Here is a 26482-nt window from a genome sequence, read left to right as displayed (position 1 = left end):
GAACGATCTACCCACGAGTAGCATGCGGTTCATGGCTGAAACCACGGTTGAAGAGACGACGCCCGGCGCCCGCGCGGAGCGCAGGGCGGCGAAGCTCGCCAAGCAGATCCAGGCGTTCTCCAAGGCGCACGGCGGCGCCGAGGGCCAGCTCGCCCACCTCGGCCGGACGGGCACCCGTATCGTGCTCGTCGGCGAGGACGGCGACTGGGGCGACCTGGTCGCCCCGAGTCACGCCGTAGCCGTCAGCGCCGCCGAGAAGTCGGGGATCACGCTGCACGAGTCCTTCGACGGCGACTTCGCCGCGAAGGTGCGCACCGGCCCGTACGAGTGGACCCGGATGGCGGGTATCCAGATCGGCGGCCCGTCCAACGGCTGAGCGGACCTCCGCGCAACACCTTGCACGGGGGTCGCCCGTTAGTCCTGTGGAAGCACGGTCCACAGGCAGGAGCTCCCGATGATCGACGCCGTGTCCTCTGTGCGTCTGGTCGACCAGTACTGCCACGGCGTGCTCCGCACGGAACTGGGCCTCGGCACCTTCGAGACGTACCTCGGTCCGGCCGCCGGAGCCCCGCCGGCCGCGGGCACCACCTTCTTCGACACCCAGACGGGTTTCGCGGTACGGCGCTGGTGCCCGCCGCTCCTCGGACTCGAACCGCACTGCCCGCCCGCCCGCTACCTGGCCCGCCGCCGCGAGCTCGGAGTGGTCGAGGCGGGCAGACGGCTGCTGCGGGGCACCGGGATCGCCACCTACCTCGTGGACACCGGCCCGCCCGGCGATCTGGCCGGACCCGCGGAGATCGCCGCCGCGGGCCAGGCGCAGGCGCGCGAGATCGTACGGCTCGAACTGCTCGCGGAGCAGGTGGCGGATACCTCGGGCACCGTCGAGTCGTTCCTCGGGAACCTCGAGGAAGCGGTGCACGCGGCAGCCGGCTCCGCCGCCGCCTTCACCACCGTCGCCGCCGGGTGGCAGCCGGAGCGGCCCGAGCCGCCGGGGCCGGGCGAGGTGCGCGGCGCGGCCGGACGCTGGCTGGCCGGCCGCCGCGTGGGCGGGCCGCTCAACGACCCCGTACTCCTGCGGCACCTGATGTGGGTCGCCGTCGCCACGGGGCTGCCGCTGCAACTCCACGTCGGCGCGGTCGACCCGATGCCGCTCGCGGACTTCGCCGCGGCGACGGCCGGGCTCGGTACGGACCTGGTCCTGCTGCACGGCTACCCGCACCATCGCAGCGCCGCGCACCTCTCGAGCGCGTTCCCGCACGTCTACGTCGACCTCGGCCCCGCCCTCGCCCGGACGGGCGCCCGGGCGGCGGCGGTGCTCGCGGAGATCCTCGAACTCGCGCCCTTCGGCAAGCTGCTGTTCTCGTCGGGAGCGCGCGGCCTGCCGGAACTCCACGTGGTGGCCGCGCGGACGTTCCGCGACGCGATGGGCCGGGTGCTGGGCGGGTGGGTCGCGGACGGCGCGTGGTCGCGGGCCGACGCGGAGCGGGTGGCCGGGCTGCTGGCGTGGGGCAACGCGGGACGGGTGTACGGCTTGCCGCGGGCCGCGTGACGGCTCCGGGCGCGTGCCGCCTGCGGCGGGCGTGTTCCCCTGCCCGCTCCTTCCCGGAACCGGGGCAGGCCCCGGACCCCGTACGGCCTTCGGCCGTGCACAAGCGCCGGGCGGGCCGACCGTGCCGGCCTCGCCGGCGTTGAGGCGCGAGGTCCCGGTGCGGAGCGCCCGGAACACCACGCGGGCGAGGTGCCGGGTCCGGGCGGAGCCCGGCCCGGGAGGGGCGGGGTGCGGTGGGGGACGGGCCCCGCGCGGCGGCCCCGTCCCGTCAGGCCCGTGTGAGGGCCTGGTCGCTCGCCGTCGGTGCCGCCGACGGCGACACCGACGCCCGCTCCCGCAGGCTCAGCGCCAGCCGCAGCACCGCGACCCACATCAGCGACGAACCGAGCATGTGCACCGCCACCAGCAGCTCCGGCACGCCGGTGAAGTACTGCACGTACCCGAGCGCCCCCTGCAGCAGCACCACCAGCAGCAGGTCACGGGCGCGCTCCCGGGTGTCCTCAGGGGCGTCGACCACCCGCAGGACGAGCCACATCGCGACGGCCAGCGCGCACACCACCCACGCGGCGATCGCGTGGACGTGCGCCGCCGCGACCCAGTCCCACGGCATGCGCGGGACATCGCTGCTGTCGCCCGCGTGCTTGCCGGAGCCGGTCACCGTCGTACCGAGGGTGATCAGCACCGCGGAGACCGCGACGATCGCCCACGACAGCCTGCGGACCGGCCGCGGGACCCGCGGCCGGGGTGCCGCGTCGCCCTCACCGGTGCGTACCCATGTCACCGTGGCGACCGTGAGCAGCGCGTTGGCGAGCAGGAAGTGACCGGCCACCGTCCACGGGTTGAGCCCCGCCCACACCGTGACGCCGCCGATCACGGCGTTGCCCATGACGATCCAGAACTGCGCCCAGGCGAGCCGGCCCAGGCCGCGCCGCCGCGGCTTCACGGCGCGCACCGCGACGATCGCCCAGCCGACGGCTGCCGACAGGACGTACGTCAGCATCCGGTTGCCGAACTCGATCGCGCCGTGGACGCCCTGCTCGGGTGTGGCGAAGAGGCTGTCGTCCGTGCACTTGGGCCAGGTGTCGCAGCCGAGGCCGGAGCCGGTCAGCCGCACGGCGCCGCCGGTGACGATGATGACGACGGTCATCAGGACGGCGGAGAACGCGGCGCGCCGCAGGATGTCGGGCGACGGAGTCCAGCGCTGGGCGATATGGGCGAGGGGGGTCTGCACGGCCACCATCGTAAGCGGGGGCTTGTGCACGGTTTCACGAGGGGTCGGCGGCCGGTTCACGAGGGGTCGGCGGCCGGCTCCTCGAACGCCTCCGACGTCATACGGACGCGGGAACCGTCCAGGTGTTCCTCCTCGTCCCACCACAGCGCGAAACGCCAGGGCGCCGGCGGCACGTCCGGCGACGTGCGGAAGGCGTCGATCAGGTCGGCGGCCGCCTCCTCCGCCGTGCAGTCGGTGACCGCGTCCATGCCGCGCCACGGGTGTGCCAGCGGCGCCCACGAACCATCGGCCGTCCGCATGTCGAACCGCCACACCGCCCGCCAGGACCGGGCGCGCAGCATCCGCCCCACCTCGGTCCGGCCGAGGCCGAGCCCTTCGGCGATCGCCCGCGGGTCCACGCCCTCGATCCGTGCCGCCAGGACCGCGAGCGGTACCAGGCGGTCCGGCAGCAGCCCGCGCTTGTGCAGCCGGGTGAGGCCGCCTTCGAACGGGCAGCGCCGCAGCCTGCGCTCCAGCTGGTCGCGGAGGTGGTCGAGGACGGCGGCATGGGCGCGATCGCCGGGGTCGGGCACCTGCCGGACGGCCTGGAAGCCGCGTTCCGCCCGTACGGCCCACTCCGCCGCGTCGACCGGCCTGCCGAGTTCCTCCAGCCGATCGCCGAGGAAGACGTACGCCTGGGCGAGGCCCTCGCCGTTGCGCGGGTCCGACCGGTCCAGTCGCTCCCAGACGGCGATCGCCCGGTGCGTGGCCTCCACGGCGGCCAGTCCCGCGAGGCGGTCCTCCGCGCACGGCTGCTCGCCGTTCGGAGGGAACGGGTAGCGGGGCAGGCCCAGCTCGTCGCTGAGCGGTTCGGCGAGGTACACGGCCTGGCTGAGCAGGGCTCGCGCGTACCAGCGGGCGTGCTCGGCGCCGTGCTCCGCGGGTCCGGCGCCGAGGCGCACGGCCTGGTCGACGGCGAGGAGCGCGTCGGTGCGCCTGCCGGTGTCGAAATGGTGCCGGGCGAGGTCCCCGTAGCGCAGGCTCAGCCGGGCGGCGAGGGAGGGGTCCCTCGCGGCGTGCGGGGCGAGGGCGGAGATCAGGTCGGTCAGCATCCGCTCACGTTGCGCGGGGGAGGCCGATGGCCGGCCGGCTCTGACCTTCCCCCACTCCGCGTCCAGTCGCAGTGCGGCAACGCGTTTCATCAGGGCCTCCCACCGTGCGGGTCTCGGCAGGGTCATCCTGGCGCGCGTGTCACTCCCAGCGGAAGGTCCGGGCGGCCGCGCCCAGTCCGAGCACCGCCCAGAGGGCGAGGATGCCCAGATTGCCCCACGGCATGCCGGCGCCGTGCTGGAGCACGTCCCGCAGCCCGTCGGAGAGCGCCGAGATGGGCAGCAGAGCGAGCACGGAGGCGACCGTGTCGGGGAACTTGTCCAGCGGCACGATCACCCCGCCGCCGACGAGGAGCAGCAGGAAGACGAGGTTGGCGGCGGCCAGTGTCGCCTCGGCCTTGAGCGTGCCCGCCATCAGCAGGCCGAGCCCGGAGAAGGCGGCGGTGCCGAGGACGAGCAGCAGTACGACGGACAGCGGGTTGCCGTGCGGCGACCAGCCGAGCGCGAAAGCGATCGCGGTCAGCAGGACGACCTGAAGGATCTCGGTCACGAGCACGGAGAGCGTCTTGGCGGCCATCAGGGCCCAGCGCGGTATCGGTGAGGCCCCGAGCCGTTTGAGGACGCCGTAGCGCCGCTCGAAGCCGGTCGCGATGGCCTGGCCGGTGAAGGCGGTTGACATGACGGCGAGCGCGAGGACGCCGGGGGTGAGGAAGTCGACCGCCTCGCCCTCTCCCGTGTCGACGACGTCGACGGTGGAGAACAGCACGAGCAGCAGCGACGGGATGATCACCGTGAGCAGCAGCTGCTCGCCGTTGCGCAGCAGCATCTTCGTCTCGAAGACGGCCTGTGCGGCGATCATGCGGGTCAGCGGCGCGGCGCCGGGCTTCGGCGTGTACGTACCGGCGCTCATGCGCGCAGCTCCTTGCCGGTCAGTTCCAGGAAGACGTCTTCGAGCGTGTGCCGCTCCACCGTGATGCCGTGCGGCAGGACGCCGTGCTGGGCGCACCAGGAGGTGACGGTCGCCAGCAGCTGCGGATCGACCGCGCCCGTGATCCGGTACGCGCCCGGCGTCAGCTCGGCGGCCGCCGACCCGTCGGGGAGGGCCTTCAGCAGCGAGCCGAGGTCGAGGCCGGGGCGTCCGGTGAAGCGCAGGGTGTTCTCCGCGCCGCCGCGGCACAGTTCCTCGGTGCTGCCGCGGGCGATGACCCGGCCGGCGTCGACGATGGCGACGTCGTCGGAGAGTTCCTCGGCCTCGTCCATGAAGTGCGTGCTCAGCACGGTCGTGACGCCGTCGGCGCGCAGTTCCCGTACGAGGTCCCAGGTGGCCCTGCGGGCCTGCGGGTCGAGGCCGGCCGTCGGCTCGTCGAGGAAGACCAGCTCGGGGCGGCCGACGACGGCCATCGCCAGGGCGAGCCGCTGCTGCTGGCCGCCGGAGAGGCGGCGGTACGGCGTACGCCCGCAGCTGCCCAGGCCGAGGCGCTCGATCAGGGCGTCCACGTCCAGGGGGTCGGCGTGCAGCCTGGCCATGTGGCGGAGCATCTCGTCGGCCCTGGCGCCGGAGTAGACGCCACCCGACTGGAGCATCACGCCGATCCGGGGGCGCAGGCGGTCGGCGTCGGCCACCGGGTCGAGGCCGAGGACCCGCACGCTGCCGGCGTCGGCGCGGCGGTAGCCCTCGCAGGTCTCGATCGTGGTGGTCTTGCCGGCGCCGTTGGGCCCCAGGACGGCGGTCACGGAACCGGTGGCGACATCGAGGTCGAGGCCGTCCACGGCGGCCTTGGGTCCGTATCGCTTGACCAGGCCCCGGATCCGGACGGCAGGCTCGCTCAGCATGCCGGGAAGTCTAGGCGGGCGCCCGGGGAGCACGGTCCGCGGGCTCCCCCGGCAGCTCCTGCGGGGGAGCGCGCGCCGGTCCGCCCGCCCGGGCCCGTCGAGCTCCGAGTGATCATTTCCGCAGGTCAGCTTAGGTTTGCCTAAGTGATGCACGGCACCACGCGGTGATCCGGACGCCGCTTGTCGTTCTCCGAGGAATTACGCAACAATGGCGTTGTGAAAAACGTTGGCGAGGCTCCCCAGGAGGAACTCGCGGCGGGTCTGCGGTCGGATCACTCCACCCGCAACCGCGTCGCGCGGTCCATCCTGGACCACGGTCCCTCCACCGTCGCCGACCTCGCGGGCCGGCTGGGACTCACCCAGGCGGCGGTCCGCCGCCACCTCGACACCCTGGTCTCCGAGAACGTCGTGGAACCGCGCGAGCAGCGCGTCTACGGCGCCCGCACCCGCGGCAGGCCCGCCAAGGTGTTCGCCCTGACCGACTGCGGCCGGGACGCCTTCGACCAGTCGTACGACACGCTGGCCGTCGAAGCCCTGCGCTGGATCGAGCGGCACGCCGGGGGAGAGGCGGGGGTCGCCGCGTTCGCCCGGGACCGGATCGAGGCCCAGGCGCAGGCGTACCGCGCGGCTGTCGAGTCCGCCGCGCCGGAAGCCCGCACGGAAGCGCTGGCCAAAGCGCTCAGCGCCGACGGGTACGCTGCAACGGCTCGCAGCGCCCCGGTCGGCGAGCAGCTCTGCCAGCACCACTGCCCGGTCGCCCACGCGGCCGAGAAGTACCCGCAGCTGTGCGAGGCCGAGACCGAGTTCTTCTCGAAGCTCCTCGGGACGCACGTCCAGCGGCTCGCCACCATCGCCCACGGCGACGGCGTCTGCACGACGTTCATCCCGCGCGGCGCGCCCCAGGACGGCACCTCGGCGCCGGGCGCCGTGCCCCGGGACGGCAGCACACAGACCACCAGCACCACACCATCAGCTTCTGCAAGCACGGCCGGGAGGAACCCCGCATGACTCTCCCCACGGAGACTGCCCACCCCGAACTCGAGGGCCTGGGTAAGTACGAATTCGGCTGGGCCGACTCCGACGCGGCCGGCGCAGCCGCGAAGCGCGGTCTGAACGAGGACGTCGTCCGCGACATCTCCGCGAAGAAGAACGAGCCGGAGTGGATGCTGAAGCTGCGGCTGAAGGGTCTGCGTCTCTTCGGCAAGAAGCCCATGCCGAGCTGGGGCTCCGACCTCTCCGGCATCGACTTCGACAACATCAAGTACTTCGTGCGCTCCACCGAGGCACAGGCTGCCTCGTGGGAGGACCTGCCCGAGGACATCAAGAACACCTACGACAAGCTCGGCATCCCGGAGGCGGAGAAGCAGCGCCTGGTCGCCGGTGTCGCCGCGCAGTACGAGTCGGAGGTCGTCTACCACCAGATCCGCGAGGACCTGGAGGAGCAGGGCGTCATCTTCCTCGACACCGACACCGCGCTGAAGGAGCACCCGGAGCTCTTCCAGGAGTACTTCGGCACCGTCATCCCGGTCGGTGACAACAAGTTCGCGTCGCTGAACACCGCCGTGTGGTCCGGCGGGTCGTTCATCTACGTCCCCAAGGGCGTCCACGTGGACATCCCGCTCCAGGCGTACTTCCGTATCAACACGGAGAACATGGGCCAGTTCGAGCGGACGCTGATCATCGTCGACGAGGACGCCTACGTCCACTACGTCGAGGGCTGCACCGCCCCGATCTACTCCTCGGACTCGCTGCACAGCGCCGTGGTGGAGATCATCGTCAAGAAGGGCGGCCGCTGCCGCTACACGACCATCCAGAACTGGTCGAACAACGTCTACAACCTGGTCACCAAGCGCGCCGTGGCGTACGAGGGCGCGACCATGGAGTGGGTCGACGGCAACATCGGCTCCAAGGTGACCATGAAGTACCCGGCCGTCTACCTGATGGGCGAGCACGCCAAGGGCGAGACCCTGTCCATCGCCTTCGCGGGCGAGGGCCAGCACCAGGACGCCGGCGCCAAGATGGTCCACATGGCTCCGAACACCTCGTCCAACATCGTCTCCAAGTCGGTGGCCCGAGGCGGCGGCCGCACGTCCTACCGTGGTCTGATCGAGATCGGCGAGGGCGCGCCGGGTGCGAAGTCCAACGTGCTCTGCGACGCTCTTCTGGTCGACACGATCTCCCGGTCGGACACCTACCCGTACGTCGACGTCCGCGAGGACGACGTCTCCATGGGCCACGAGGCAACCGTCTCCAAGGTCTCGGAGGACCAGCTCTTCTACCTGATGAGCCGCGGTATGACCGAGTTCGAGGCGATGGCCATGATCGTGCGCGGCTTCGTCGAGCCGATCGCCAAGGAGCTTCCCATGGAGTACGCGCTGGAGCTCAACCGGCTGATCGAGCTGCAGATGGAGGGCTCGGTGGGCTGACGCCCTCCGGGACCGCAAGCAGCGACTGACTTCTGACGTAGGAAGAGAGCAAGACGACAGCCATGGCTGAGGCTCAGAACTCCCCCAAGGACCTCCGTGAAACTCCGGTCCAGGGGGGACTCCCACCGGTGGGCTCCACCACTGCCGGTTCCATCGCGGTGGCCGCCGAGTCGACCGTCGCCACCCGCATGAGTGCGCCCCCGTCGTACGACGTGGCGGACTTCCCGGTACCGCACGGCCGCGAGGAGGAGTGGCGCTTCACTCCGCTCGAGCGCCTCGCCGGACTCCACGACGGCACCGCCGTCGCCACCGGCAACGCGCTCAAGGTCGCGATCGACGCCCCCGACGGAGTCACGGTCGAGACGGTCGGCCGTGACGACGCCCGCGTCGGCAGTGCCGGCACCCCGGTGGACCGGGTCGCCGCCCAGGCGTACTCCTCCTTCGAGCAGGCCACCGTGGTGAGCGTGCCGAAGGAGACCGTGCTCACCGAACCGATCCGCATCGCGGTGCACGGCGAGGGCGGCACCGCCTTCGGCCACCAGGTGGTCGAGCTCGGCGCGTTCGCGGAGGCGCTCGTGGTCATCGACCACACCGGCGACGCCGTGCTCGCCGTCAACGTGGACTACGTCCTCGGCGACGGGGCCAAGCTGACCGTCGTCTCCGTGCAGGACTGGGACGACAAGGCCGTGCACGTCGCCCAGCACAACGCGCTGGTCGGCCGGGACGCCTCCTTCAAGTCGGTCGTGGTCACCTTCGGCGGTGACGTCGTACGGCTCCATCCGCGGGTCGCCTACGCCGGCCCCGGCGGTGAGGCCGAGCTGCTGGGCCTGTACTTCACCGACAGGGGCCAGCACCAGGAGCACCGCCTCCTCGTCGACCACAACAAGCCGCACTGCAAGTCCAACGCCGTGTACAAGGGCGCCCTGCAGGGCGACGGCGCGCACGCGGTGTGGATCGGCGACGTGCTCATCCGGGCCGTGGCAGAGGGCACCGACACCTACGAGATGAACCGCAACCTGGTCCTCACGGACGGCGCGCGCGTCGACTCGGTGCCGAACCTCGAGATCGAGACCGGTGAGATCGCCGGCGCCGGTCACGCGTCGGCCACCGGCCGCTTCGACGACGAGCAGCTGTTCTACCTGATGGCCCGCGGCATCCCGGAGTCCGAGGCCCGGCGCCTGGTCGTCCGCGGCTTCTTCGCCGAGCTGGTCCAGCAGATCGGTCTGCCGGACGTCGAGGAGCGCCTGCTCGCCAAGATCGACGCCGAGCTGGAGGCGTCGGTTCTGGAGGCGTCCGCCTGATGGCCTTCGTCAAAGCCTGTGCGCTGAGCGAGCTGGAGGAGGACACCCCGAAGCGGGTGGAACTCGACGGCACGCCGGTGTCCGTGGTGCGGACCGAGGGCGAGGTGTTCGCCATCCACGACATCTGCTCGCACGCGAACGTCTCGCTGTCAGAGGGCGAGGTCGAGGACTGCCAGATCGAGTGCTGGCTCCACGGCAGCGCCTTCGACCTCCGCACCGGCAAGCCGTCCGGCCTTCCCGCGACGCGTCCCGTCCCCGTATACCCCGTCAAGATCGAAGGGGACGATGTGCTCGTCTCCGTCACCCAGGAGTCCTGAGTCACCCATGGCAACGCTTGAAATCCGCGACCTGCACGTTTCCGTCGAGGCCGACAACGCCACGAAGGAGATCCTCAAGGGCGTCGACCTGACCGTGAAGCAGGGTGAGACCCACGCCATCATGGGCCCCAACGGCTCCGGCAAGTCGACCCTCGCCTACTCGCTGGCCGGCCACCCCAAGTACACGATCACGAGCGGCACCGTCACCCTGGACGGCGAGGACGTCCTGCAGATGAGCGTCGACGAGCGCGCTCGCGCCGGCGTCTTCCTCGCCATGCAGTACCCGGTCGAGATCCCCGGTGTCTCGGTCTCCAACTTCCTGCGCACCTCCGCGACCGCCATCCGCGGCGAGGCCCCCAAGCTGCGTACCTGGGTGAAGGAGGTCAAGGAGGCCATGGAGCGCCTCAACATGGACCCCTCCTTCGCCGAGCGCAACGTCAACGAGGGCTTCTCCGGCGGTGAGAAGAAGCGCCACGAGATCCTCCAGCTCGAGCTGCTCAGGCCGAAGATCGCGGTCCTCGACGAGACCGACTCCGGCCTGGACGTCGACGCGCTGCGGATCGTCTCCGAGGGCGTCAACCGCGTCCGCGAGAGCGGCGACGTCGGCACGCTGCTGATCACGCACTACACGCGCATCCTGCGCTACATCAAGCCGGACCACGTGCACGTCTTCGCGAACGGCCGGATCGTCGAGTCGGGCGGCCCCGAGCTCGCCGACAAGCTGGAGAACGAGGGCTACGAGGCATACACCTCCAAGGGCGGCGTCTCCCTGTGAGCGACGCGCGCGAGGCCACCGGCCCGCGGACGACCTGCGAGTCGCAGGTGCGCCTCGCGGGCGGAGAAGCGAACGAAAGGGCAGGGGCGTGATCACACTGCCGGGCCTCCTGGACACAGAGGCGATCCGTAAGGACTTCCCGATCCTCGACCGGGTGCTCCACGACGGCAAGAAGCTCGTCTACCTGGACAACGCGGCGACCTCCCAGACGCCGCGCCAGGTGATCGACGTACTCAGCGAGTACTACGAGCAGCACAACGCCAACGTCCACCGCGGTGTGCATGTGCTCGCCGAGGAGGCCACGGCGCTGTACGAGGGTGCCCGGGACAAGGTCGCCGCGTTCATCAACGCGCCGAGCCGCAATGAGGTGATCTTCACCAAGAACGCCTCCGAGTCGCTCAACCTGGTCGCCAACATGCTCGGCTGGGCCGACGAGCCCTACCGGGTGGACAGCGACACCGAGGTCGTCATCACGGAGATGGAGCACCACTCCAACATCGTTCCGTGGCAGCTGCTGTCGCAGCGCACCGGCGCGAAGCTGAAGTGGTTCGGCCTCACCGACGACGGCAGGCTCGACCTGTCGAACATCGAAGAGGTCATCAACGAGAAGACGAAGATCGTCTCCTTCACACTGGTCTCCAACATCATGGGCACGGTCAACCCGGTCGAGGCGATCGTCCGCCGCGCCCAGGACGTCGGCGCGCTGGTGCTGATCGACGCCTCGCAGGCCGCGCCGCACATGGTGCTGGACGTGCAGGCGCTGCAGGCCGACTTCGTGGCCTTCACCGGCCACAAGATGTGCGGCCCGACCGGTATCGGCGTGCTGTGGGGCCGGCAGGAGCTCCTCGAGGACCTGCCGCCGTTCCTCGGCGGCGGCGAGATGATCGAGACCGTGTCGATGCACTCGTCGACGTACGCTCCCGCGCCGCACAAGTTCGAGGCCGGTACGCCCCCGATCGCGCAGGCCGTCGGCCTCGGCGCGGCCGTGGACTACCTCTCCTCGATCGGCATGGACAAGATCGCCCAGCACGAGCACGCGCTCACCGAGTACGCGGTGAAGCGGCTGCTGGAGGTACCGGACCTGCGGATCATCGGCCCGACCACGGCCGAGGACCGCGGCGCGGCGATCTCCTTCACGCTCGGCGACATCCACCCCCACGACGTGGGCCAGGTCCTCGACGAGCAGGGCATCGCGGTCCGCGTGGGTCACCACTGCGCACGCCCGGTCTGCCTGCGGTACGGAATTCCCGCGACCACGCGAGCGTCGTTCTATCTGTACTCCACGCCGGCAGAGGTCGATGCTCTGGTCGACGGCCTGGAGCACGTCCGGAACTTCTTCGGCTAGGGGACGATGTGAAGCTGGATTCGATGTACCAGGACGTCATCCTGGATCACTACAAGCACCCGCACGGTCGGGGCTTGCGGGACGGCGACGCCGAAGTGCACCACGTCAATCCGACGTGCGGCGACGAGATCACGCTCCGGGTGAAGTACGACGGATCGCGCGTCGAGGACGTGTCCTACGAGGGCCAGGGCTGCTCCATCAGCCAGGCCAGCGCGTCCGTGCTGAACGAACTGCTGGTCGGCAAGGAGCTCGCAGAGGCGCAGAAGATCCAGAGCACCTTCCTGGAACTGATGCAGTCCAAGGGCCAGATCGAGCCGGACGACGCGATGGAGGAGGTGCTGGAGGACGCGGTCGCGTTCGCCGGCGTCTCCAAGTACCCCGCCCGTGTGAAGTGCGCGCTGCTGAGCTGGATGGCGTGGAAGGACGCGACGGCCCAGGCGATGGGCGACGTCACGGAGAGGAAGACCGCATGAGCGAGAACGAGATGGTTGCCGTGAAGCCGGCGTCCGAGGAGGAGGTCCGCGAGGCGCTGTACGACGTCGTGGACCCCGAGCTGGGCATCGACGTCGTCAACCTCGGCCTCATCTACGGCATCCACATCGACGACTCCAACGTCGCGACGTTGGACATGACGCTGACGTCCGCGGCCTGTCCGCTGACCGACGTGATCGAGGACCAGGCGAAGTCCGCGACCGACGGCATCGTCAACGAGTTGAAGATCAACTGGGTCTGGATGCCGCCGTGGGGCCCGGACAAGATCACGGACGACGGCCGCGAGCAGCTGCGCGCGCTGGGCTTCAACGTCTGAGCGCCGGCTCGACGCCGGAGAAGCACATGAGACGGCCATGCCTCGCCAGGCATGGCCGTTTCTCTGTACCAGATCGTGATCGACTGCCACGACGCCCCGAAGCTCGCCCGGTTCCGGGCAGAGGTCCTCGACTGGCAGACCGTCTACGCGGACCACGAAGAGATCGTCATCGGAGCCGGTCCGGGCGCGCTGCCGGGCATCGTGTTCCTCATCGTGCCCGGGGACAAGACCGTCAAGAAGCGGCTGCACCTCGGCCTCAGCCCCGACGACCAGGACGCCGAGGTGGCGAGGATCGTCGGGCTGGGTAGGGGGTGGTCAGATCGGGAATCGCCATGTGTCGTCCGGAGACAGCAGGTGACTGCCCTCGGGCGAGAGTTCCGCGCGCATCGTGTGGAGAGAGAACCGGTTGTTCTCTTCCCACTTGCGGCGGACACGTTCCAGGTCATCCCAGAGCCGGCGGGGGCCGCCCTGGTGGATCAGGGGCGCCGTTCCGTCCTCGGCGCGTGCCCATGACCCGTCCGCGGCGAGCAGCCACACCACACGCCGACCGTCGTCCGGGTACCCAGCCGCTCGGGTCTCGACCCCAGGAGTATCCAGCTCGTACAGCCACCGGAGCGGCCATTCCTGCCACAGGTCGGGAACCGGACCGTCCGGGGGCCGCACGTCCTCGCCCTCCCGCACACGGGCGGACACGAACACGCTGTTCAGCTTGGTCGGGTAGTCCGCTTCCTGCCGGGTCTCCATGAACGTCGCCGGATCGGGCTGGACCGTCCCGCGTGCGATGCCGTCCGCTCCCATGTCCGCCGTGATCAGTAGGGCGGTGTGGGCAATCGTCGTGACCAGCCGTCCACCGGGACGGAGCGCGCGCAGCCACGACGGAGGGACGGGCCGTACGGAAACGGTCGCCATGATGCGGTCGTACTCCGTATCGGGGAGTTCCCCGGTGGCGTCGATGGCATCCACGCGCGGTGTGCGTCCGAACTCGGCAAGACGGGTCCGGGCTGCCTCCACCAGGTACGGGTCCACGTCCACGCTCGTCACGTTCTCGTCCCCGAAGCGACGGGCGAACAGAGCGGCGGAGTATCCGGAGCCCGTACCCACGTCCAACACCGTGTGGCCGGGCTTCACGTCGAGTCGGTGAGCCATGGACACGATGAGCCCCGGCAGGGTGCTGGACGACGTGGGGTCACCCTTCCCGTGTTCACCGGGGGTGGCGTGGTCGGCGTGCGTGGGACCGACGCGAGTCACTAGCGTCTCGTCCGAGTACGCGGCGTGCAGCCGCTCGGCGGAGTCCTCGGGGAGGTCCACCAACGCCCATTCCCGCGTCGGGCTGTCCGGGATGCGCTGCCACCAGCGCGGGACGAGCCGGTGACGGAGGGTGTTGCTTACGGCGTCATGCCACGCGGGGGCGTCGGCGGTCACCTTGTCGGCAAGGGCTTTGGCGGCTTCGGTCCACGGGCGCGCTTCGGTCATACGGTTTCTCCTTGCAGAGCATCGGCCATGACTTCAACGAGCGGCACACCAGCCCTGACAGCGAGCCAGTGCCATTGCCCGTTGGGGTTCACCTCGAAGAACACCCAACGTCCGTCCGGCGTGACGGCAAAGTCCAGCGCGCCGAAGAACAAGCCGAGTTCGTCCATGAGTTGGCGAACCCCCTTTTCAACCTCCGGGGGCACGTCCACTACTTCGTATCGGTGGGACTGGTAGTCCGTCCGCCAGTCGAGCCGTGCGGCTTCGCTGCCGGTATGGATGGCAACGGGGAACATGCGCTCCCCGATCACGGTCAAGCGCACTTCGTACGCCTTGTCCACGCGCTCTTGGAACAGGTGGGCGGTGCCGCTCACTCCGTCGTCCACCTCGTCCGCGGAGACGAGCGCCACGGGAAGGAACTGCCGCTTCCCCTCGGGGCCGAGCACGCCCCCGCCGAGCCCCTTGTAGACAACCGCGTCGTCCCCCATGAACGCACGGGCGTGCTCGGGGTCCGACGTGATCACGTGCCACGGGTTCCCCTCGGCGGAGACGTTGAGCTGAAGTCCCTCGCTGTAGGTGATGACCGGTTCTTCGCTGTTCGTCGGAGCCGGTGAGACCAGGTGCCGGACCCCGAGCGGTACGGGCGTAGCCGTTGCGGTGCTCATGCTGCGTTCCTCCTGTGTAGTCAGTTCATGCGGTGAGGGTGGTGCGCGTCGTGCTCCTACAGAACCGGTCGACTGTCAGACCGTCACGCAGACAGCCGACCGGGCTTGAGCCCCGCCCCCTGCCACAGAGAGAGTCGCGGACCCGTGCTGTCCTGGTCCGGGTCCTATGTGGCGAGGGCGGGAGTAATCAGGGCGCTACGTCCACGGTTTTGCAGCGAGGACGTACCGGGGGTGTGACAGTCCGCCGATGCGATGGGGTATCGGCTCGGGTGTCGGCTGGTCGGGCTCGTCGGCGGGAAGCCGGACCGGCCAGACGGACAGGGTGTACGTGCAGTCCGCATCCGGGACCGTGACGAACAGCGGGTGCCCGCCCTTGATGTGGTCGCGTGCGTCGCGTTGCTCGTCCGGGTCCGAAGCCCACACGCGGAGTTCCGCGGGGCAGTCCGGGACAGGCACGGTTGCCGCGCGCATGGTCGGCTGTACCCATGTCGAACGTCGCGGGTCGGGGTCGAGTCGGTCCGCGATACGCAGTGCCTCGCCGCGGAGCCACCGGAGTACCAGCACGGGGGAAATGCTCTGCGTGGTGCCTAAGACGTACTGCACGGTCTCGCCCGTGCCGTACACCGGCCCTTCCGCGCGGACCTCTGCCCAGTAGCCCGCCGGGTCCGGTCTGTCGCTCATGACGGACCGTCCATCCGCGTGGACCACGGGCGGGTGATCACCTCGGAGAACCGGGAGTGGCCGCGGTCCCCTTTCCAGTGGTCCCATGCCCACCGTTTCGCGGTGTCGGGGTCGGTGCTCGGTCCGGACTCTGCTCCGCATTCCTTGTCGTCGTCGTCCAGCGTCACGCATCGGAGCGTGTACGTGGGGTCCGGCGCGTCCGGCTCGTCATCGATGGGGACTGACGACCAGTTGATGAACCGTAAGCGGCGACGGGTCACAGCCGCTCACCCCGGCTTCGGGCGTTCGCGCGGGCGGTCTCTGCGCGCAGACGCTCTCTCGGGTCCGCAGGGCGCACTTGCTCGGGCTCGGCGTCCCACTCGGTTCCTCCACCAAGGGGGCGCAGTGACCAATACGGGCCGGCGACTCCGCGGAACTCCCCGACACGGCTACAGCTCGTGTCCATCATCAGCACTCCCACGGAGGGCGGTACCGGTTCTGCACTCACTCGCCCATCCCCTTCCGCTGCGTTCTCGGCTGCTCGCTCTAGGCAACCGTCTGATCACGCCCGGCGGTACTGTTGGGAAGTGCACAAGGATTAAGAGCGTTAAGCGATTAGCACAGTCGTGCAGGGGGAGTTGAACGACCGTGGGCACCAGCGGGCCGAACACAGCGTTAGAGCGTCTCTTCCGCGAGACCGGGTGGACGCTGCGGCAATGCGCGCAAGCGATCAACCGGATTGGAACCGAGCGCGGTACCCCGAAGCAGTACCGTGCACCTTCCGTTCACCAGTGGTTGAGCGGGGGTGTTCCGCGCGAGGATGCCCGGTCGCTGATCTTGGAAGCGTTCGCCCGACGACTTGGGTGACCTGTCACGTACGCGGAGGTTGACTTCCCGGCCCCCGACAGCGGGACGGAGGCGACACCATCCAGCACGGTAGACGGGATCATCGATCTTGGAAGGCTGGACATGGACCCTTCCCGTCGTAGCGTCCTGAGCGTCGCTCTCTTCTCCGTCGCACTGACCGTCCCCGAGTGGCCGGACGTGGTGGGGCGGATGGAGGCTGCACAGAAAGGCACACGAACCCGTATCGGCATGTCCGACGTGCACACGGTCTCTGCCATGACGGAACAGCTCTCTTCCATGGATGACCAGTTCGGGGGCCGCACCGCTCGTCCACTCGCCGCAACCTTTCTCGTCAACACGGTCGCCCCGTTCCTGCGGACGGACGGTCCTGAGGACGTGCGGAAAGCCATGATGTCCGCGGCGTCTGATCTCTGCTATCTCACCGGGTACATGGCTGTTGACGAGGGTTTGCACGGTCTCGCACAGCACTACTACCTCAAAGCGCTAGAGCTTGCGGGAGCGTCGGAAGACCACCTGACGTACTGCACCACGCTCCGTGGCATGAGCGTGCAAGCCGTAGACCTAGGCCAAGGGCCGATGGCTAAGCGACTCGCCGATGCTGCCGCTGCATCCTCGCCGCAGGCTGGTCCGCGGATGCGCGCCTTTCTCGCCGGTCAGCAAGCACACGCCGCCGCGCAGATCGGGGACCGGCGGTCCGCGCTCATGTACTTGCAGGAAGCCGAAGTGGCCATGGAAAAGGCAGAGTCTCGCGGGAAGGTGTTCGGCTCGTACGACCCCGCGTCTCTCAACTACCACACCAGCCAAGTGCGCTTCGAAATGGGAGACGTGCACGGAGCCGTTGCTGCCATGCAGGAATCAGACCGGCTTCGGTACAGCATCTATCGACGGACGCGCGTCAAAGAACGGGCGATCCTCGCCGAGCGGCAACTATCCGTAGGGCACCTCGAAGCCGCGTGCCAGACGTGGGGGCTCGCGCTGGACGATTACCCCCTAGTCAACTCGGGCCGTATCGACAAGCGTATGACGGACATGTTCAACCTGATCCGGCCGCACGTCCGCAACCATGACGCGCAAACTTTGTATGAGCGGGCCCGTACGGTTGTCCGTCCCGAGCTAGTCCCGGCATAGCGAAAGCCCCGCCACACCCCCGTTCGGGAAGCATGACGGGGCTATGGCTGCATGGTCCGCGATCGTAAGGAGGGTGCCGCAGATACGCTCTAATGAGCAATGCGAGTTTTTTCCTCCCTGCCGTTCTTTTGCGGCTCGGGGAGGGGGTCACCCCCTGGTCGGGGGCTCGGGCAAGCGAGGTCGGACGCGCTCGGCAGCCCAACCGCCCGGCTGGTGCTTCGCGGTCTCGCGGTTGTGACAGCAAAGGCAAGCATCATCATCATGAGTTCGGACGTGGGGTCCATGGGGTTGCGGAAGTCGAACGTAAGACGACCCCCGCCGATACCCTCGGCAAAGACGAGTATCTTCCGGTGAGCCTTAGCCCACTTGGCAAGGTCGTGCATGTCGCCCATGGACCGGATGGCACGGTCAAAGCGCCACCACACCAACACGTCAAACTCGTCCGGACGGGCGAGCCACGACCCGAGCGCGGGACGGTCGAACGGGGAAACCTTGCTCGCGGACACGTCAAGGTCCACGGCTTCTCGGAGCGCGTCACCCTCGCCAAAGTCGATGCCGAGTGCTGCTGCGGCTATGTCGTCTGCCTCGCGCTGCGCTCCGGACTGGTGGTCTCGTCAGTGAGCACAGAGAGCCGGACACATCGCACACCCCGAAGGGTCTCGGTGTAGACCGTGCCCCCGAGCGGGTTTCGTGGGGTGCTGGTCGCGGCACCGGTGCCCCTCCCGGCAAGCTGTGCCCTGTCGCTCAGACATCGCCGGTTGCGGCACCAGTACCTGACGACCGGTGCGTGATCGTCAGACAGCGGCAGGCGGTGCGGAGGCTGCATGCGCGAGGGCCGGGGCCAGGTTCTCCTTGCGGATGCGCTGGTCCACGTAGAGAAGGCTCACCACGAGTTGCGGGAACACGGCCGTGAGGGCTTGGCCGGTCAGCATCGCGAGCAGCGGGATCACCGCCGAGACGATCACGACGGCCAGAGCGACGCCGCTCGTGGCGGCGTCCCCTCCGAAGGCCGGTGCGAGGAGGCTGAGGAACAGGAACGGCAGCTGGATCACGTATCCCGCCGCCGCTGCCATGGCGTAAGCCAGCAGCGCGATACCGAAGACGCGCCACCAGTCGCCGCGCACCAGCCGCGCGGAGCGGGAGAGTGCCGCGATCGGGCCCTGCCCTTCGAAGACCGCCGCGGCCGGCGCGAACGCGAACTTCACCCAGAGCCAGATGGCCAGCGGGCCGGTGGCCAGCGCCCCGAGGAGACCGCCCAGGACCAGCCAGCCGAACTCCCCGGCGTTCGACGACATCGTGATCAGGGTGATGAAGAGCGTGCCGACCGCGGCCCCGATCAGCAGCACCGGGACCATCGCGATGAGCGCGGTCAGCACCACGGTGCCGAGCACCGACCAGACCCGGCGCAGGGCACGGCGCCATATCCGGCGGAAAGTGGTGGGGTGGCCCAGCACCGCGTCTTGGAGAACGGCGGGGCAGCTTGCGGAGATCATTGCGTTGGCGACGAGGATGACGAAGAACATCAGGAGATAGACAGCGCCGAAGGTGAGGACGAGCGGCAGTGCGTCGTCCACGCGGGGGGCTGAGTCCGAGTCGAAGACCCGGTCGAGGCGGTCGGAGTGCACCGCGAAGGCGATGCCGACCGCAGCGCCGATGACCGCCAGGGCCAGTCCGTACGTGGTGAGCACGATACCGGCGAGTTGTTTCCAGTGACGGCCGATCACCGCGAGAGCACCGCCCAGGACGTCACCGAGGCGCAGCGGCGCAAGCGGTACCACCCCCGGCTTGGGCGGTGGCGGCATCCAGCCGCCCCAGCCGGGCGCCGGGCCGGATACGGACCGGCCGGGCCTGCGTGCGGCGGTATGTGTCCGTGGGTCATCGTTCGTCCCCCGAGTGTGTTTCTGCTGTTCGAACGGCACACCGTAGCGCCCGGCACCTGAGACCGGTTGGCCCGGGTACCGCATCGCCGGTTAGGTTTCCTGTCATGACCGACACGTCTTCCGCACCCCGTACCACCGGCGCCGTCGCCGCCGGGCTCGCCACCGTCACCGACGACGGCGTTGTTCTCGACACCTGGTTCCCCGCGCCGGAGCTTGCCGCCGAACCCGGCCCGGCCGGCACCGAGCGGCTGACCGCGGAGCGGGCCGCAGAGCTTCTCGGCGCTGCCGCCGCGAAGGCCGTCGGACCCGACGCGCGCCGCGGTGTCGAGATCGTCGCCGTGCGCACCGTGATCGCCTCGCTCGACGACAAGCCGCTGGACGCCCACGACGCCTATCTGCGTCTGCACCTGCTCTCCCACCGGCTCGTGAAGCCGCACGGGCAGAGCCTGGACGGCCTCTTCGGTCTCCTCGCCAACGTCGCCTGGACCAGCCTCGGCCCCGTCGCCGTCGACCAGGTCGAGACCGTGCGGCTGAACGCCCGCGCCGAGGGCCTGCACCTCCAGGTGACCTCGATCGACAAGTTCCCGCGGATGACCGACTACGTCGCTCCCAAGGGCGTGCGTATCGCCGACGCCGACCGCGTCCGGCTCGGTGCGCACCTCGCCGAGGGCACCACCGTCATGCACGAGGGCTTCGTCAACTTCAACGCAGGCACGCTGGGCACGTCGATGGTCGAGGGCCGCATCTCCGCCGGCGTCGTCGTCGGCGACGGTTCCGACATCGGCGGCGGCGCCTCCACCATGGGCACCCTGTCCGGTGGCGGCAACGTGATCATCGCCATCGGCGAGCGCTGCCTGATCGGTGCCGAGGCGGGCGTCGGTATCGCGCTCGGCGACGAGTGCGTCGTCGAGGCCGGCCTGTACGTCACGGCCGGCACCCGCGTCACGATGCCCGACGGCCAGATCGTCAAGGCCCGTGAGCTGTCCGGCGCGAGCAACATCCTCTTCCGCCGCAACTCGGTCACCGGCACCGTCGAGGCCCGTCCGAACAACGCGGTGTGGGGCGGGCTCAACGACGTACTGCACAGCCACAACTGAGCCGCGGCTCTTTCCCCCGTTCCCCCTTCCTTCGTGTGACTCTGCGTAACCTCTGTCGGCGTCAAGACGATAAACATGCCGGACGCAGGGTCACACCAAGGTGAGGAACCGTCATGAGGACCAAGCTGACCGCTCTCGGCCTGTGCGCGCTGTTCGCGGCGGTGATGTCGCACGGGGCCGCACACGCCGACGAGACGCATACCGACGCGCACAACGGGCACCGCGTCACGCTGATCTCGACCGGGCAGATCGACGACCCGCTCGAAGACGTCCTGGAGCACGTCGCGATCCTCGGCAGCACCTACGTGCGCGACTGAGGCGTCTCGCCGGGCCCGCGGCCGGTCAGCTCGGTGTACGCGCGAAGCAGCCCGTCGGTCGCCTCGCGTCCGGCGGGCTGCAGCGGTTCGCGCACCGGGCCGGCCGGCAGGCCCAGCGCCGCGAGCAGCGCCTTGGCGGTCACGGTCCCCGGCAGGCCGGACGCCATCATCAGCTCGGCGAGCGGCAGGGTGTGCTGGTGCAGCACCGTCGCGCGGGCGTTGTCGCCCGCGTCGTACGCGTCCAGCACCGCCCGCAGCTGCGGGCCCGCGACATTGGCCACGGTCGACACGAAGCCCGCGCCGCCCACCGCGTACAGCGGCAGATTCAGCTCCTCGCAGCCCGAGTAGTAGGCCAGCGGGCTGCGGGCGATCACCTTCGAGCTGCCCAGCAGGTCGTACGCGCAGTCCTTCACCGCGACGATACGCGGATGCTCCGCGAGCCGCAGCATCGTCTCCGGCTCGACGCGGGTGCCGGTGCGGCCCGGGATGTCGTACAGCATCAGCGGGATGCCGACCGAGTCGGCCACCCGGCGGAAGTGCGCCTCCACGGCGGCCTGCGGAGGGCGGCTGTAGTACGGGGTGACCACCAGCACGCCGTCCGCCCCCGCCGCCTCCGCGGCCTGCGCCAGCTCGACCGTGTGCCGGGTGTCCGCCGTCCCGACGCCGGCGACGACGGCGGCTCTGCTGCCGACGGCCTGCACCACCGCCCGCACGAGCGTGGCCTTCTCCTCGTCCGACGTGGTCGGCGACTCGCCGGTGGTGCCGGAGAGCACCAGACCGCCGCAGCCGGCGTCGACGAGACGCGTCGCCAGCTCCTGAGCGCCGTCGGGATCCAGGGAACCGTCGGCGGCGAAGGGCGTGACCATGGCACACACGGCGCGGCCGAAGGGAGCGGAGGAGGTCATGCTCGCAGTGTGAGCGCCCGCAGGGCATAGCTCCAGTTAAATCTGCTTCACCCGATCATGAAGTAGCGCTGACTGGTCCGCCGGGCCTGGCATGATCGGCGCGGGGGCGGGGCGATCGTGAGGGGGCCGGGATGGCGGAAACGATACGGCGGGCGGCGCTGGTGGCGGCGGCCGGACTGATCGCGGCGGGGGCGCTCAGCGGCTGCGGCGGCGACAGCGGCACCGTGGGCGAGAGGGCCGCTGCGAGCGGCTCCGCCTCTGCGTCGCCCGGTGAGGGCCGCGACCGCGACTTCGTCGTCGAGCCCGACAAGCTGGGCCCCTCGGACTTCGCCCGGCACGGCGAGACACCCTCACCCCGGGCGACACCCGTGGCGCCCACCCCGGCCGCGTGCCCGGAATCCGGAGCCGCGGTGAGCACCGGCCTGGTGGACGCGGCCATGGGGCGGCGGGCCGTCGTGGTCGAGCTGGTGAACTGCGGCACCGGGCCGTACAAGGTCAACGGCTATCCCGGCATCGGCGCCCTGGACAAGGACGGCGACCCGCTGCGGCTGACCGTCACCCACGACCGCCCCTACACCGACGCGGGACGCGACCAGGGGCCGAAGCCGCTGACCCTCGCGCCGGGCGAGAGCGTGAAGTCGGTGCTCAACTGGAACAACCGGGTGACGACCTTCGACGCCGTCACCGAAGGCGCCTACCTGGTGGTCACGCCGAAGGAGGGAGAGCCCCCGCAGACCCTGCCGTTCCGGCTGGACATCGGCACGTCCGGGGAGCTGGACGTCACCGCGTGGGCACGGGACCTGCTGCGCTGAAGGCCCCGTGCCCACGCGGACCGCCCTAGGGGCGGAAGCGCAGCACCTGGGGGTCGTGGTCGCTGTTCTGGTCCGCGAACTCAGCGTTGATGTGCACACTGTCGTAGCTGAAGCGGCGGATCGACGGGCTGGTGAGGATCTGGTCCAGCACCTGGCTGTTGCCCTGGTACACGTACGAGTAACGCTCGGACCGCGGCAGGGACTTGACGGCCGGGTACAGGACGCCGCCGTCCGTCAGCGTCTGCGTCGTCCGCGAGAACTCGAAGTCGTTGATGTCACCGACCACCAGCACGTCGGCCTTGCGGTCGACCGCCAGGATGTCCTTGACGAACGCGTTCACCACCTGCGCCTGCTCCAGGCGCTGCACTTCGGAGGAACGGTTCGGCGGCTGGTGGTGCGAGAGCAGCGACTCGTCGCCGCCCTTCGAGCCGAAGTGGTTGGCGATCACGAAGACCGTACGGCCACGGAAGGTGAACTCACCGGCCAGCGGCTTGCGGCTGTCCTCCCAGGCCGCGCTCGTCGGCTCGATCCGGCCCGGGGACAGGGACAGCGCGGCCCCGCGGTGCTCCCGCACGACACCGGTCGCCGTCGTCGCGTCACCGCCCGCGCGGTCCGTGAAGGAGACCCGCTCCGGGTTGAAGAGGAACACCTGGCGGATGTTGCCGCCGGGCTGGCCGCCGTCCTGGTTGTTCTCCGGGTCGATGCCGCGCCACTCGTATGCGGGGCCACCCGCGCGGGTGATCGCGTCCGTGAACTTCTTGAGCGTCCCCGCTGCCGATACGGTGCCGTCGTTCTTGGCGCCCGTGTCGTCCTGGATCTCCTCCAGGGCGAGGATGTCGGGCGAGGCCAGGTTCTCGACGACGCCCTTCGCCAGCGCGTCGAACTTCTCCTGGGGGTCGGACGGGTCCAGGTTCTCCACGTTGTACGTGGCCACGGCCAGTTCGCCGTTCCGCTGCGGACGGGTCCGCTCGCGCTCGAGGCCGCGGTCGTGGACCGTGCCGAGGGTGCGGGCGACGAGCGTGTAGCCGCCGTACTGGTTGAAGTCCATCGGGCCCTGGGTGACGCCCGCGAGCACGTCACCGACGTTCGCCTTCGGGAAGGGCTGCTCGGCGCGCGGGGTCAAGGACTCGATCTTCAGACGGCCGGTGTTCTGCGACTCGTACGAGCCGTAGACCGCACCGCCGCGCCGGTTGTCGTTCTCCCACGGCTTGACCGTCACCCACAGCGCCGCGTACGGGTCGGTGGCGCCGACCACCCGTGAGGTGCCGATGCGGATGTTGGTGCCCTCGAGCGACTCGTAGTAGTCCAGGGCGTACGCGTGCGGGTCGAGCGGGAGGCCGTTGATGCTGCCGCCGGCCGCCGGGTCGCCCTCCGGGGCGTACGCGCAGGGCACCGACCAGGCGGAGACGGTGACCGGTTCCGGCACCTCGTTTCCGGAGGAGACGACGGCGACGGTCGGCCGCGTGATCTCCGTCAACGACTGGTTGCCGGAGGACGTGCCGCCGGGGACGTACTCCGTCACCGTGCCGGACACGGTGACCTGGTCACCGACCGCGACGCCCGGCGCCGAGCCGGTGTAGACGAAGACACCCTCGCTGGTGGCCGGGTCGCCATCGCCCCGGGGGTCCTGGAACCAGAAACCGCGGGAGCCGTAGGTCCGTACGCCCGTGACGATGCCCGGCACATCGGCGACCTGACGGCCCACCAGCGGGGATATACGGGTGCTGCCCTGGATGTCGTGGATCCGTACCGGCGACGCGGCGGTCTGGTCGGCGGAGTCCGCAGCGGAGGCGTTCGCGGAGCCGGCGAGCAGGCCCGCGGCAATCGCGGCGGCGACGACGGCCGCCACGGCGGAGGTTCTCGGTACGACGGAGGAAGGCATCAAGGTTCTCCGGAGGTGAGGGATGAGGGGTCGCGGGCCCGGTCGCACGGCCCGCAGGTTCTACGCGCGTCAATCTCTTGGCTGAGCAGGCCAGTTGTCAAGAGTCGAAGGGTGTACGGCGACGAAAGCCCCGATGAACCCGTGGGGCGCGCCCCAGGCCGAAAGGCCGTACCGGGCAGGCGCGGCGAAGCGGCACGAATTGCGTCTACGCTGGGCCCCGTCCAGTCACCCACAAGGCCGCCGGAGCCGGTACGCCGCGGAGGAGACCCACCAGATGCCCGAAGACCGCCCCACCCTGCCACCGGTACGGCTGCGTTCGGACGCGGAGCTGGCGCGGGCCGCGCTGGCCACCCCGCTGCTGGCCCGTGCCGTACGGCTCGCCCGCTGGGCGGACTCGCGGACGAGGGTCGGCGTCGGTGGCGAACTCGTCGACGAGCAACTGGAGTCCGCGGCGGAGGCGCTCGGCCTGGGCGGGGACGACGATGGTCCCGCCTACGCGAGCGAGGCGTGGCGCGTCGCCGTCGACACCGGACTGGTGGACATCGACGACGCCGGTTCCGACGGTGAGGTGGACGCCGGTCCGGTCACCGGGCCCGACGGCGGCTCCGCTGCCGAACCGGAGTCCGGCAGCGGCCCGGGCGGTGTCGTCGCAGGGGCCAACCTCGCGCGCGTCACCGGCGGTTCGCCGCAGGACGTGCTCGGCCTCTGGCTCGACGCCCTGGACGTCGCCTTCGCCGACGCCATCGCCCCCTTGCTCGACGACATCACCGACGTCATCGGCGACGACGGGGAGATCGACGTCGAGGCGCTGGACTGGGACCCCGATGCGGAGGCCGCGTTCCTCGACGGCGTGCTCGGCAACCTCTACCTGCTGACGGTCACCGACGACGGCCCCGGCGAGGACTTCGTCCCGCTGCCGGTGCTCGCCGCGTCGATGATCGTCCCCGAGGACATGGGTGAGCCGACCGACGACGTCCTGGAGCAGGTCTCGGAGGCGATGATGCACCTCGACGACCAGTTCCGGCTGCTGGAGTCCGTCGGCGTCGTCGAGTACCGGCCGGTCGACGAGGCGTTGATGACCGACGACGGTGCCGCCGGCCCCCTCGTCGACGAAGAGGACATCACCCGCTACGGCATGGTCCGGCCTACCCCGCTCGGGCTCTACGGCATCAGGTCCCGCCTGCGGGACGCCGGAGTCGACGTGCCGGCGGTCGGCGACCTCGCCGACAAGGGCGCGGAGGTGCTGCTCGACGGGCTCGCCCGGTACCCCGAGATCTCCGCCCGTGCCGAGACGGAGCAGTGGCTGGCCCGGCGCGCACCCGCCGAAGCCGCCCGCGAACTCCTCGCCGCGGCGCGCGGCGACGACCCGGGCGCGCCGCTGCGCCGGCTCCACTGCCAGCAGGCGCTCACCCTCGTCGGCCTCCCCGCGGAGCCCGCCGTACGCGACGCCCTCGACGACCCCCGGCTCGGCGGCCTCGCCCGGGTCTGGCTCGCCGAACGGGGCGCGACGGACGTGCCCGCGCCGCCGGAGTCGATGATCTTCTGGCTGGCCATCGACACGATCGCCGCGCAGCTCGCGGCGGGCGGCGAGGCCGCCGAACTCCAGGACCTGGTGGAGGGGCTGGTCGGGCAGCACAGCGGGTTCTTCGACGCGGCGTGGCGGGTGGACCACCCGGCGACGGCGGACGTGCTGGAGGCGATGGGTCGGCTGCACCGGGACAAGGCCACGGCGAAGGAGGCCCGCAAGGCGGCCTTCAAGTCCCGCTCGGCGCACTGACGCTCACGTTGCCTCCCGGGCCCTGCCCGTTCCGTGGGCGCGGCGTCCCGGGGTGGGTGGCCTGGGTCCTGCCTGATCCGTGCGCGGCGGTCTCGTGGGGGTCCTGTCCGGTGGGCGGGTGCGTGGCGCCCCTGGTGGGCGTGACCGCGGGGCTGTGCCGGTGGGTGGGTGCGTGGCGCCCCTGGTGGGCGTGGCTGCGGGGCTGTGCCGGTGGCGGGGGGCGGCTTGTGGGCCCGGGCCGGGGGTGGTGGCTGTGTTGGTGGTGGGTGGCGGGGGGCGGGGTCTCCGGAGGGGGGTGTCCTGCTGGGCCTGGGCACCCGCAACGAGAAGATCGTCCTGGACTTCGAGG

General features: G+C 70.3%; 27 protein-coding genes and 2 pseudogenes. 16 read left to right on the top strand and 13 right to left on the bottom strand.

Translation table 11 applies throughout. The annotated features are described in order from the left end of the window. Positions 1-31: 31 nt before the first annotated feature. The gene (locus AB0903_RS11120; RefSeq protein WP_366701295.1) at positions 32-376 is read left to right on the top strand and encodes a hypothetical protein; all 345 of its coding nucleotides are present in this window, start codon (positions 32-34) and stop codon (positions 374-376) included. A gap of 78 nt (positions 377-454) precedes the next feature. Beyond that, positions 455-1549, top strand: coding sequence for an amidohydrolase family protein (locus tag AB0903_RS11115; RefSeq protein ID WP_366701293.1), 1095 nt, complete (start codon positions 455-457; stop codon positions 1547-1549). 268 nt (positions 1550-1817) lie between these two features. On the opposite strand, the gene AB0903_RS11110 is transcribed toward AB0903_RS11115, so the two are convergent. Genes AB0903_RS11110 through AB0903_RS11095 form a run of 4 tightly spaced genes read right to left on the bottom strand, consistent with a single transcriptional unit; the run spans position 1818 to position 5701 of the window. Beyond that, a complete protein-coding gene (locus tag AB0903_RS11110; protein WP_366701437.1) occupies positions 1818-2789 on the bottom strand; it encodes a COX15/CtaA family protein in 972 nt (323 codons plus the stop codon). A gap of 47 nt (positions 2790-2836) precedes the next feature. Further along, positions 2837-3961: a hypothetical protein gene (locus AB0903_RS11105; protein WP_366701291.1), complete on the bottom strand. Its 1125-nt coding sequence runs from the start codon at positions 3959-3961 to the stop codon at positions 2837-2839. Positions 3962-4010: 49 nt separating this feature from the next. Continuing rightward, positions 4011-4778: an ABC transporter permease gene (locus AB0903_RS11100; protein WP_366701289.1), complete on the bottom strand. Its 768-nt coding sequence runs from the start codon at positions 4776-4778 to the stop codon at positions 4011-4013. Then, positions 4775-5701, bottom strand: a complete 927-nt coding sequence (locus tag AB0903_RS11095) for an ABC transporter ATP-binding protein (protein ID WP_366701287.1) — start codon at positions 5699-5701, stop codon at positions 4775-4777. Before AB0903_RS11095 ends, AB0903_RS11100 begins: the two co-directional genes overlap by 4 nt. Before the next feature lie 216 nt (positions 5702-5917). Between AB0903_RS11095 and AB0903_RS11090 the strand changes: the two genes are divergently transcribed. From AB0903_RS11090 to AB0903_RS11050, 9 genes and pseudogenes are all read left to right on the top strand, one after another. After that, positions 5918-6709: a metalloregulator ArsR/SmtB family transcription factor gene (locus AB0903_RS11090; RefSeq protein WP_366701285.1), complete on the top strand. Its 792-nt coding sequence runs from the start codon at positions 5918-5920 to the stop codon at positions 6707-6709. Beyond that, positions 6706-8127, top strand: a complete 1422-nt coding sequence (gene sufB, locus AB0903_RS11085; RefSeq protein WP_366701283.1) for a Fe-S cluster assembly protein SufB — start codon at positions 6706-6708, stop codon at positions 8125-8127. The genes AB0903_RS11090 and sufB overlap by 4 nt, the downstream gene beginning before the upstream one ends. 188 nt (positions 8128-8315) lie before the next feature. Next, the gene (gene sufD / locus AB0903_RS11080; RefSeq protein WP_366701435.1) at positions 8316-9428 is read left to right on the top strand and encodes a Fe-S cluster assembly protein SufD; all 1113 of its coding nucleotides are present in this window, start codon (positions 8316-8318) and stop codon (positions 9426-9428) included. Continuing rightward, positions 9428-9745 (top strand): non-heme iron oxygenase ferredoxin subunit, encoded by a 318-nt coding sequence (locus AB0903_RS11075; protein ID WP_005319006.1) that lies wholly within the window; start codon positions 9428-9430, stop codon positions 9743-9745. The genes sufD and AB0903_RS11075 overlap by 1 nt, the downstream gene beginning before the upstream one ends. A gap of 7 nt (positions 9746-9752) precedes the next feature. Further along, the gene (gene sufC / locus AB0903_RS11070; RefSeq protein ID WP_366701281.1) at positions 9753-10520 is read left to right on the top strand and encodes a Fe-S cluster assembly ATPase SufC; all 768 of its coding nucleotides are present in this window, start codon (positions 9753-9755) and stop codon (positions 10518-10520) included. Positions 10521-10608: 88 nt separating this feature from the next. Then, positions 10609-11865 carry a cysteine desulfurase gene (locus AB0903_RS11065; protein WP_366701279.1) on the top strand — a complete coding sequence of 419 codons (1257 nt, stop codon included), beginning with the start codon at positions 10609-10611 and terminating at the stop codon, positions 11863-11865. A gap of 8 nt (positions 11866-11873) precedes the next feature. Then, positions 11874-12338 carry a Fe-S cluster assembly sulfur transfer protein SufU gene (gene sufU, locus AB0903_RS11060; protein WP_366701277.1) on the top strand — a complete coding sequence of 155 codons (465 nt, stop codon included), beginning with the start codon at positions 11874-11876 and terminating at the stop codon, positions 12336-12338. Beyond that, positions 12335-12673 (top strand): metal-sulfur cluster assembly factor, encoded by a 339-nt coding sequence (locus tag AB0903_RS11055; protein ID WP_366701275.1) that lies wholly within the window; start codon positions 12335-12337, stop codon positions 12671-12673. The genes sufU and AB0903_RS11055 overlap by 4 nt, the downstream gene beginning before the upstream one ends. Positions 12674-12724: 51 nt before the next feature. Beyond that, a pseudogene (locus tag AB0903_RS11050) lies at positions 12725-12967 on the top strand (VOC family protein); the annotation flags it as partial. Between the two features lie 21 nt (positions 12968-12988). Here the strand turns inward: AB0903_RS11050 and AB0903_RS11045 are convergent. From AB0903_RS11045 to AB0903_RS11025, 5 genes are all read right to left on the bottom strand, one after another. Beyond that, the gene (locus AB0903_RS11045) at positions 12989-14146 is read right to left on the bottom strand and encodes a methyltransferase domain-containing protein (protein WP_366701273.1); all 1158 of its coding nucleotides are present in this window, start codon (positions 14144-14146) and stop codon (positions 12989-12991) included. Then, entirely contained in the window at positions 14143-14808 is a 666-nt protein-coding gene (locus AB0903_RS11040; protein ID WP_366701271.1) for a hypothetical protein, read from the bottom strand. The genes AB0903_RS11045 and AB0903_RS11040 overlap by 4 nt, the downstream gene beginning before the upstream one ends. Before the next feature lie 195 nt (positions 14809-15003). Then, positions 15004-15489: a hypothetical protein gene (locus AB0903_RS11035; protein WP_366701269.1), complete on the bottom strand. Its 486-nt coding sequence runs from the start codon at positions 15487-15489 to the stop codon at positions 15004-15006. Continuing rightward, positions 15486-15656: a hypothetical protein gene (locus AB0903_RS11030; protein WP_366701267.1), complete on the bottom strand. Its 171-nt coding sequence runs from the start codon at positions 15654-15656 to the stop codon at positions 15486-15488. The genes AB0903_RS11035 and AB0903_RS11030 overlap by 4 nt, the downstream gene beginning before the upstream one ends. A gap of 89 nt (positions 15657-15745) precedes the next feature. Next, positions 15746-15937: a hypothetical protein gene (locus AB0903_RS11025; RefSeq protein WP_366701265.1), complete on the bottom strand. Its 192-nt coding sequence runs from the start codon at positions 15935-15937 to the stop codon at positions 15746-15748. 500 nt (positions 15938-16437) lie between these two features. Between AB0903_RS11025 and AB0903_RS11020 the strand changes: the two genes are divergently transcribed. Next, positions 16438-17463: a transcriptional regulator gene (locus tag AB0903_RS11020; protein ID WP_366701263.1), complete on the top strand. Its 1026-nt coding sequence runs from the start codon at positions 16438-16440 to the stop codon at positions 17461-17463. Positions 17464-17702: 239 nt separating this feature from the next. Here AB0903_RS11020 and AB0903_RS11015 read toward each other — a convergent pair. Beyond that, positions 17703-18109: pseudogene (locus AB0903_RS11015) on the bottom strand (recombinase family protein); the annotation flags it as partial. Positions 18110-18257: 148 nt separating this feature from the next. Then, positions 18258-19265 (bottom strand): hypothetical protein, encoded by a 1008-nt coding sequence (locus AB0903_RS11010; RefSeq protein ID WP_366701261.1) that lies wholly within the window; start codon positions 19263-19265, stop codon positions 18258-18260. A gap of 182 nt (positions 19266-19447) precedes the next feature. Between AB0903_RS11010 and dapD the strand changes: the two genes are divergently transcribed. Further along, positions 19448-20440 carry a 2,3,4,5-tetrahydropyridine-2,6-dicarboxylate N-succinyltransferase gene (gene dapD, locus AB0903_RS11005; RefSeq protein WP_366701259.1) on the top strand — a complete coding sequence of 331 codons (993 nt, stop codon included), beginning with the start codon at positions 19448-19450 and terminating at the stop codon, positions 20438-20440. Between the two features lie 113 nt (positions 20441-20553). Next, entirely contained in the window at positions 20554-20757 is a 204-nt protein-coding gene (locus AB0903_RS11000) for a hypothetical protein (RefSeq protein ID WP_366701257.1), read from the top strand. Here AB0903_RS11000 and dapA read toward each other — a convergent pair. Next, positions 20742-21662: a 4-hydroxy-tetrahydrodipicolinate synthase gene (gene dapA, locus AB0903_RS10995; RefSeq protein WP_366701255.1), complete on the bottom strand. Its 921-nt coding sequence runs from the start codon at positions 21660-21662 to the stop codon at positions 20742-20744. The two genes, AB0903_RS11000 and dapA, sit on opposite strands and share 16 nt — an antisense overlap. Positions 21663-21793: 131 nt before the next feature. On the opposite strand from dapA, the gene AB0903_RS10990 reads away from it, so the two are divergent. Continuing rightward, entirely contained in the window at positions 21794-22474 is a 681-nt protein-coding gene (locus AB0903_RS10990; RefSeq protein ID WP_366701253.1) for a DUF4232 domain-containing protein, read from the top strand. 25 nt (positions 22475-22499) lie between these two features. Here AB0903_RS10990 and AB0903_RS10985 read toward each other — a convergent pair whose 3' ends face one another. Beyond that, positions 22500-24356, bottom strand: a complete 1857-nt coding sequence (locus tag AB0903_RS10985; protein WP_366701251.1) for an endonuclease/exonuclease/phosphatase family protein — start codon at positions 24354-24356, stop codon at positions 22500-22502. 274 nt (positions 24357-24630) lie between these two features. On the opposite strand from AB0903_RS10985, the gene AB0903_RS10980 reads away from it, so the two are divergent. Continuing rightward, positions 24631-26133 carry a hypothetical protein gene (locus AB0903_RS10980; RefSeq protein WP_366701249.1) on the top strand — a complete coding sequence of 501 codons (1503 nt, stop codon included), beginning with the start codon at positions 24631-24633 and terminating at the stop codon, positions 26131-26133. The last annotated feature ends 349 nt before the right edge of the window (positions 26134-26482 follow it).

It is taken from the genome of Streptomyces sp. NPDC048389 (assembly GCF_040706335.1).
Lineage (GTDB): Bacteria > Actinomycetota > Actinomycetes > Streptomycetales > Streptomycetaceae > Streptomyces.
This window is presented reverse-complemented; position numbering and strand designations above follow the sequence as displayed.

What these genes read in the sequence shown, in the direction of transcription:
- AB0903_RS11120 (WP_366701295.1), top strand. Translation starts at nt 32, where the DNA reads ATGGCTGAAACCACGGTTGAAGAGACGACGCCCGGCGCCCGCGCGGAG.
- AB0903_RS11115 (WP_366701293.1), top strand. Translation starts at nt 455, where the DNA reads ATGATCGACGCCGTGTCCTCTGTGCGTCTGGTCGACCAGTACTGCCAC.
- AB0903_RS11110 (WP_366701437.1), bottom strand. Translation starts at nt 2,789, where the DNA reads ATGGTGGCCGTGCAGACCCCCCTCGCCCATATCGCCCAGCGCTGGACT.
- AB0903_RS11105 (WP_366701291.1), bottom strand. Translation starts at nt 3,961, where the DNA reads ATGAAACGCGTTGCCGCACTGCGACTGGACGCGGAGTGGGGGAAGGTC.
- AB0903_RS11100 (WP_366701289.1), bottom strand. Translation starts at nt 4,778, where the DNA reads ATGAGCGCCGGTACGTACACGCCGAAGCCCGGCGCCGCGCCGCTGACC.
- AB0903_RS11095 (WP_366701287.1), bottom strand. Translation starts at nt 5,701, where the DNA reads ATGCTGAGCGAGCCTGCCGTCCGGATCCGGGGCCTGGTCAAGCGATAC.
- sufB (WP_366701283.1), top strand. Translation starts at nt 6,706, where the DNA reads ATGACTCTCCCCACGGAGACTGCCCACCCCGAACTCGAGGGCCTGGGT.
- sufD (WP_366701435.1), top strand. Translation starts at nt 8,316, where the DNA reads ATGAGTGCGCCCCCGTCGTACGACGTGGCGGACTTCCCGGTACCGCAC.
- AB0903_RS11075 (WP_005319006.1), top strand. Translation starts at nt 9,428, where the DNA reads ATGGCCTTCGTCAAAGCCTGTGCGCTGAGCGAGCTGGAGGAGGACACC.
- sufC (WP_366701281.1), top strand. Translation starts at nt 9,753, where the DNA reads ATGGCAACGCTTGAAATCCGCGACCTGCACGTTTCCGTCGAGGCCGAC.
- AB0903_RS11055 (WP_366701275.1), top strand. Translation starts at nt 12,335, where the DNA reads ATGAGCGAGAACGAGATGGTTGCCGTGAAGCCGGCGTCCGAGGAGGAG.
- AB0903_RS11045 (WP_366701273.1), bottom strand. Translation starts at nt 14,146, where the DNA reads ATGACCGAAGCGCGCCCGTGGACCGAAGCCGCCAAAGCCCTTGCCGAC.
- AB0903_RS11040 (WP_366701271.1), bottom strand. Translation starts at nt 14,808, where the DNA reads ATGAGCACCGCAACGGCTACGCCCGTACCGCTCGGGGTCCGGCACCTG.
- AB0903_RS11035 (WP_366701269.1), bottom strand. Translation starts at nt 15,489, where the DNA reads ATGAGCGACAGACCGGACCCGGCGGGCTACTGGGCAGAGGTCCGCGCG.
- AB0903_RS11025 (WP_366701265.1), bottom strand. Translation starts at nt 15,937, where the DNA reads ATGATGGACACGAGCTGTAGCCGTGTCGGGGAGTTCCGCGGAGTCGCC.
- AB0903_RS11020 (WP_366701263.1), top strand. Translation starts at nt 16,438, where the DNA reads ATGGACCCTTCCCGTCGTAGCGTCCTGAGCGTCGCTCTCTTCTCCGTC.
- AB0903_RS11010 (WP_366701261.1), bottom strand. Translation starts at nt 19,265, where the DNA reads ATGCCGCCACCGCCCAAGCCGGGGGTGGTACCGCTTGCGCCGCTGCGC.
- dapD (WP_366701259.1), top strand. Translation starts at nt 19,448, where the DNA reads ATGACCGACACGTCTTCCGCACCCCGTACCACCGGCGCCGTCGCCGCC.
- AB0903_RS11000 (WP_366701257.1), top strand. Translation starts at nt 20,554, where the DNA reads ATGAGGACCAAGCTGACCGCTCTCGGCCTGTGCGCGCTGTTCGCGGCG.
- dapA (WP_366701255.1), bottom strand. Translation starts at nt 21,662, where the DNA reads ATGACCTCCTCCGCTCCCTTCGGCCGCGCCGTGTGTGCCATGGTCACG.
- AB0903_RS10990 (WP_366701253.1), top strand. Translation starts at nt 21,794, where the DNA reads ATGGCGGAAACGATACGGCGGGCGGCGCTGGTGGCGGCGGCCGGACTG.
- AB0903_RS10985 (WP_366701251.1), bottom strand. Translation starts at nt 24,356, where the DNA reads ATGCCTTCCTCCGTCGTACCGAGAACCTCCGCCGTGGCGGCCGTCGTC.
- AB0903_RS10980 (WP_366701249.1), top strand. Translation starts at nt 24,631, where the DNA reads ATGCCCGAAGACCGCCCCACCCTGCCACCGGTACGGCTGCGTTCGGAC.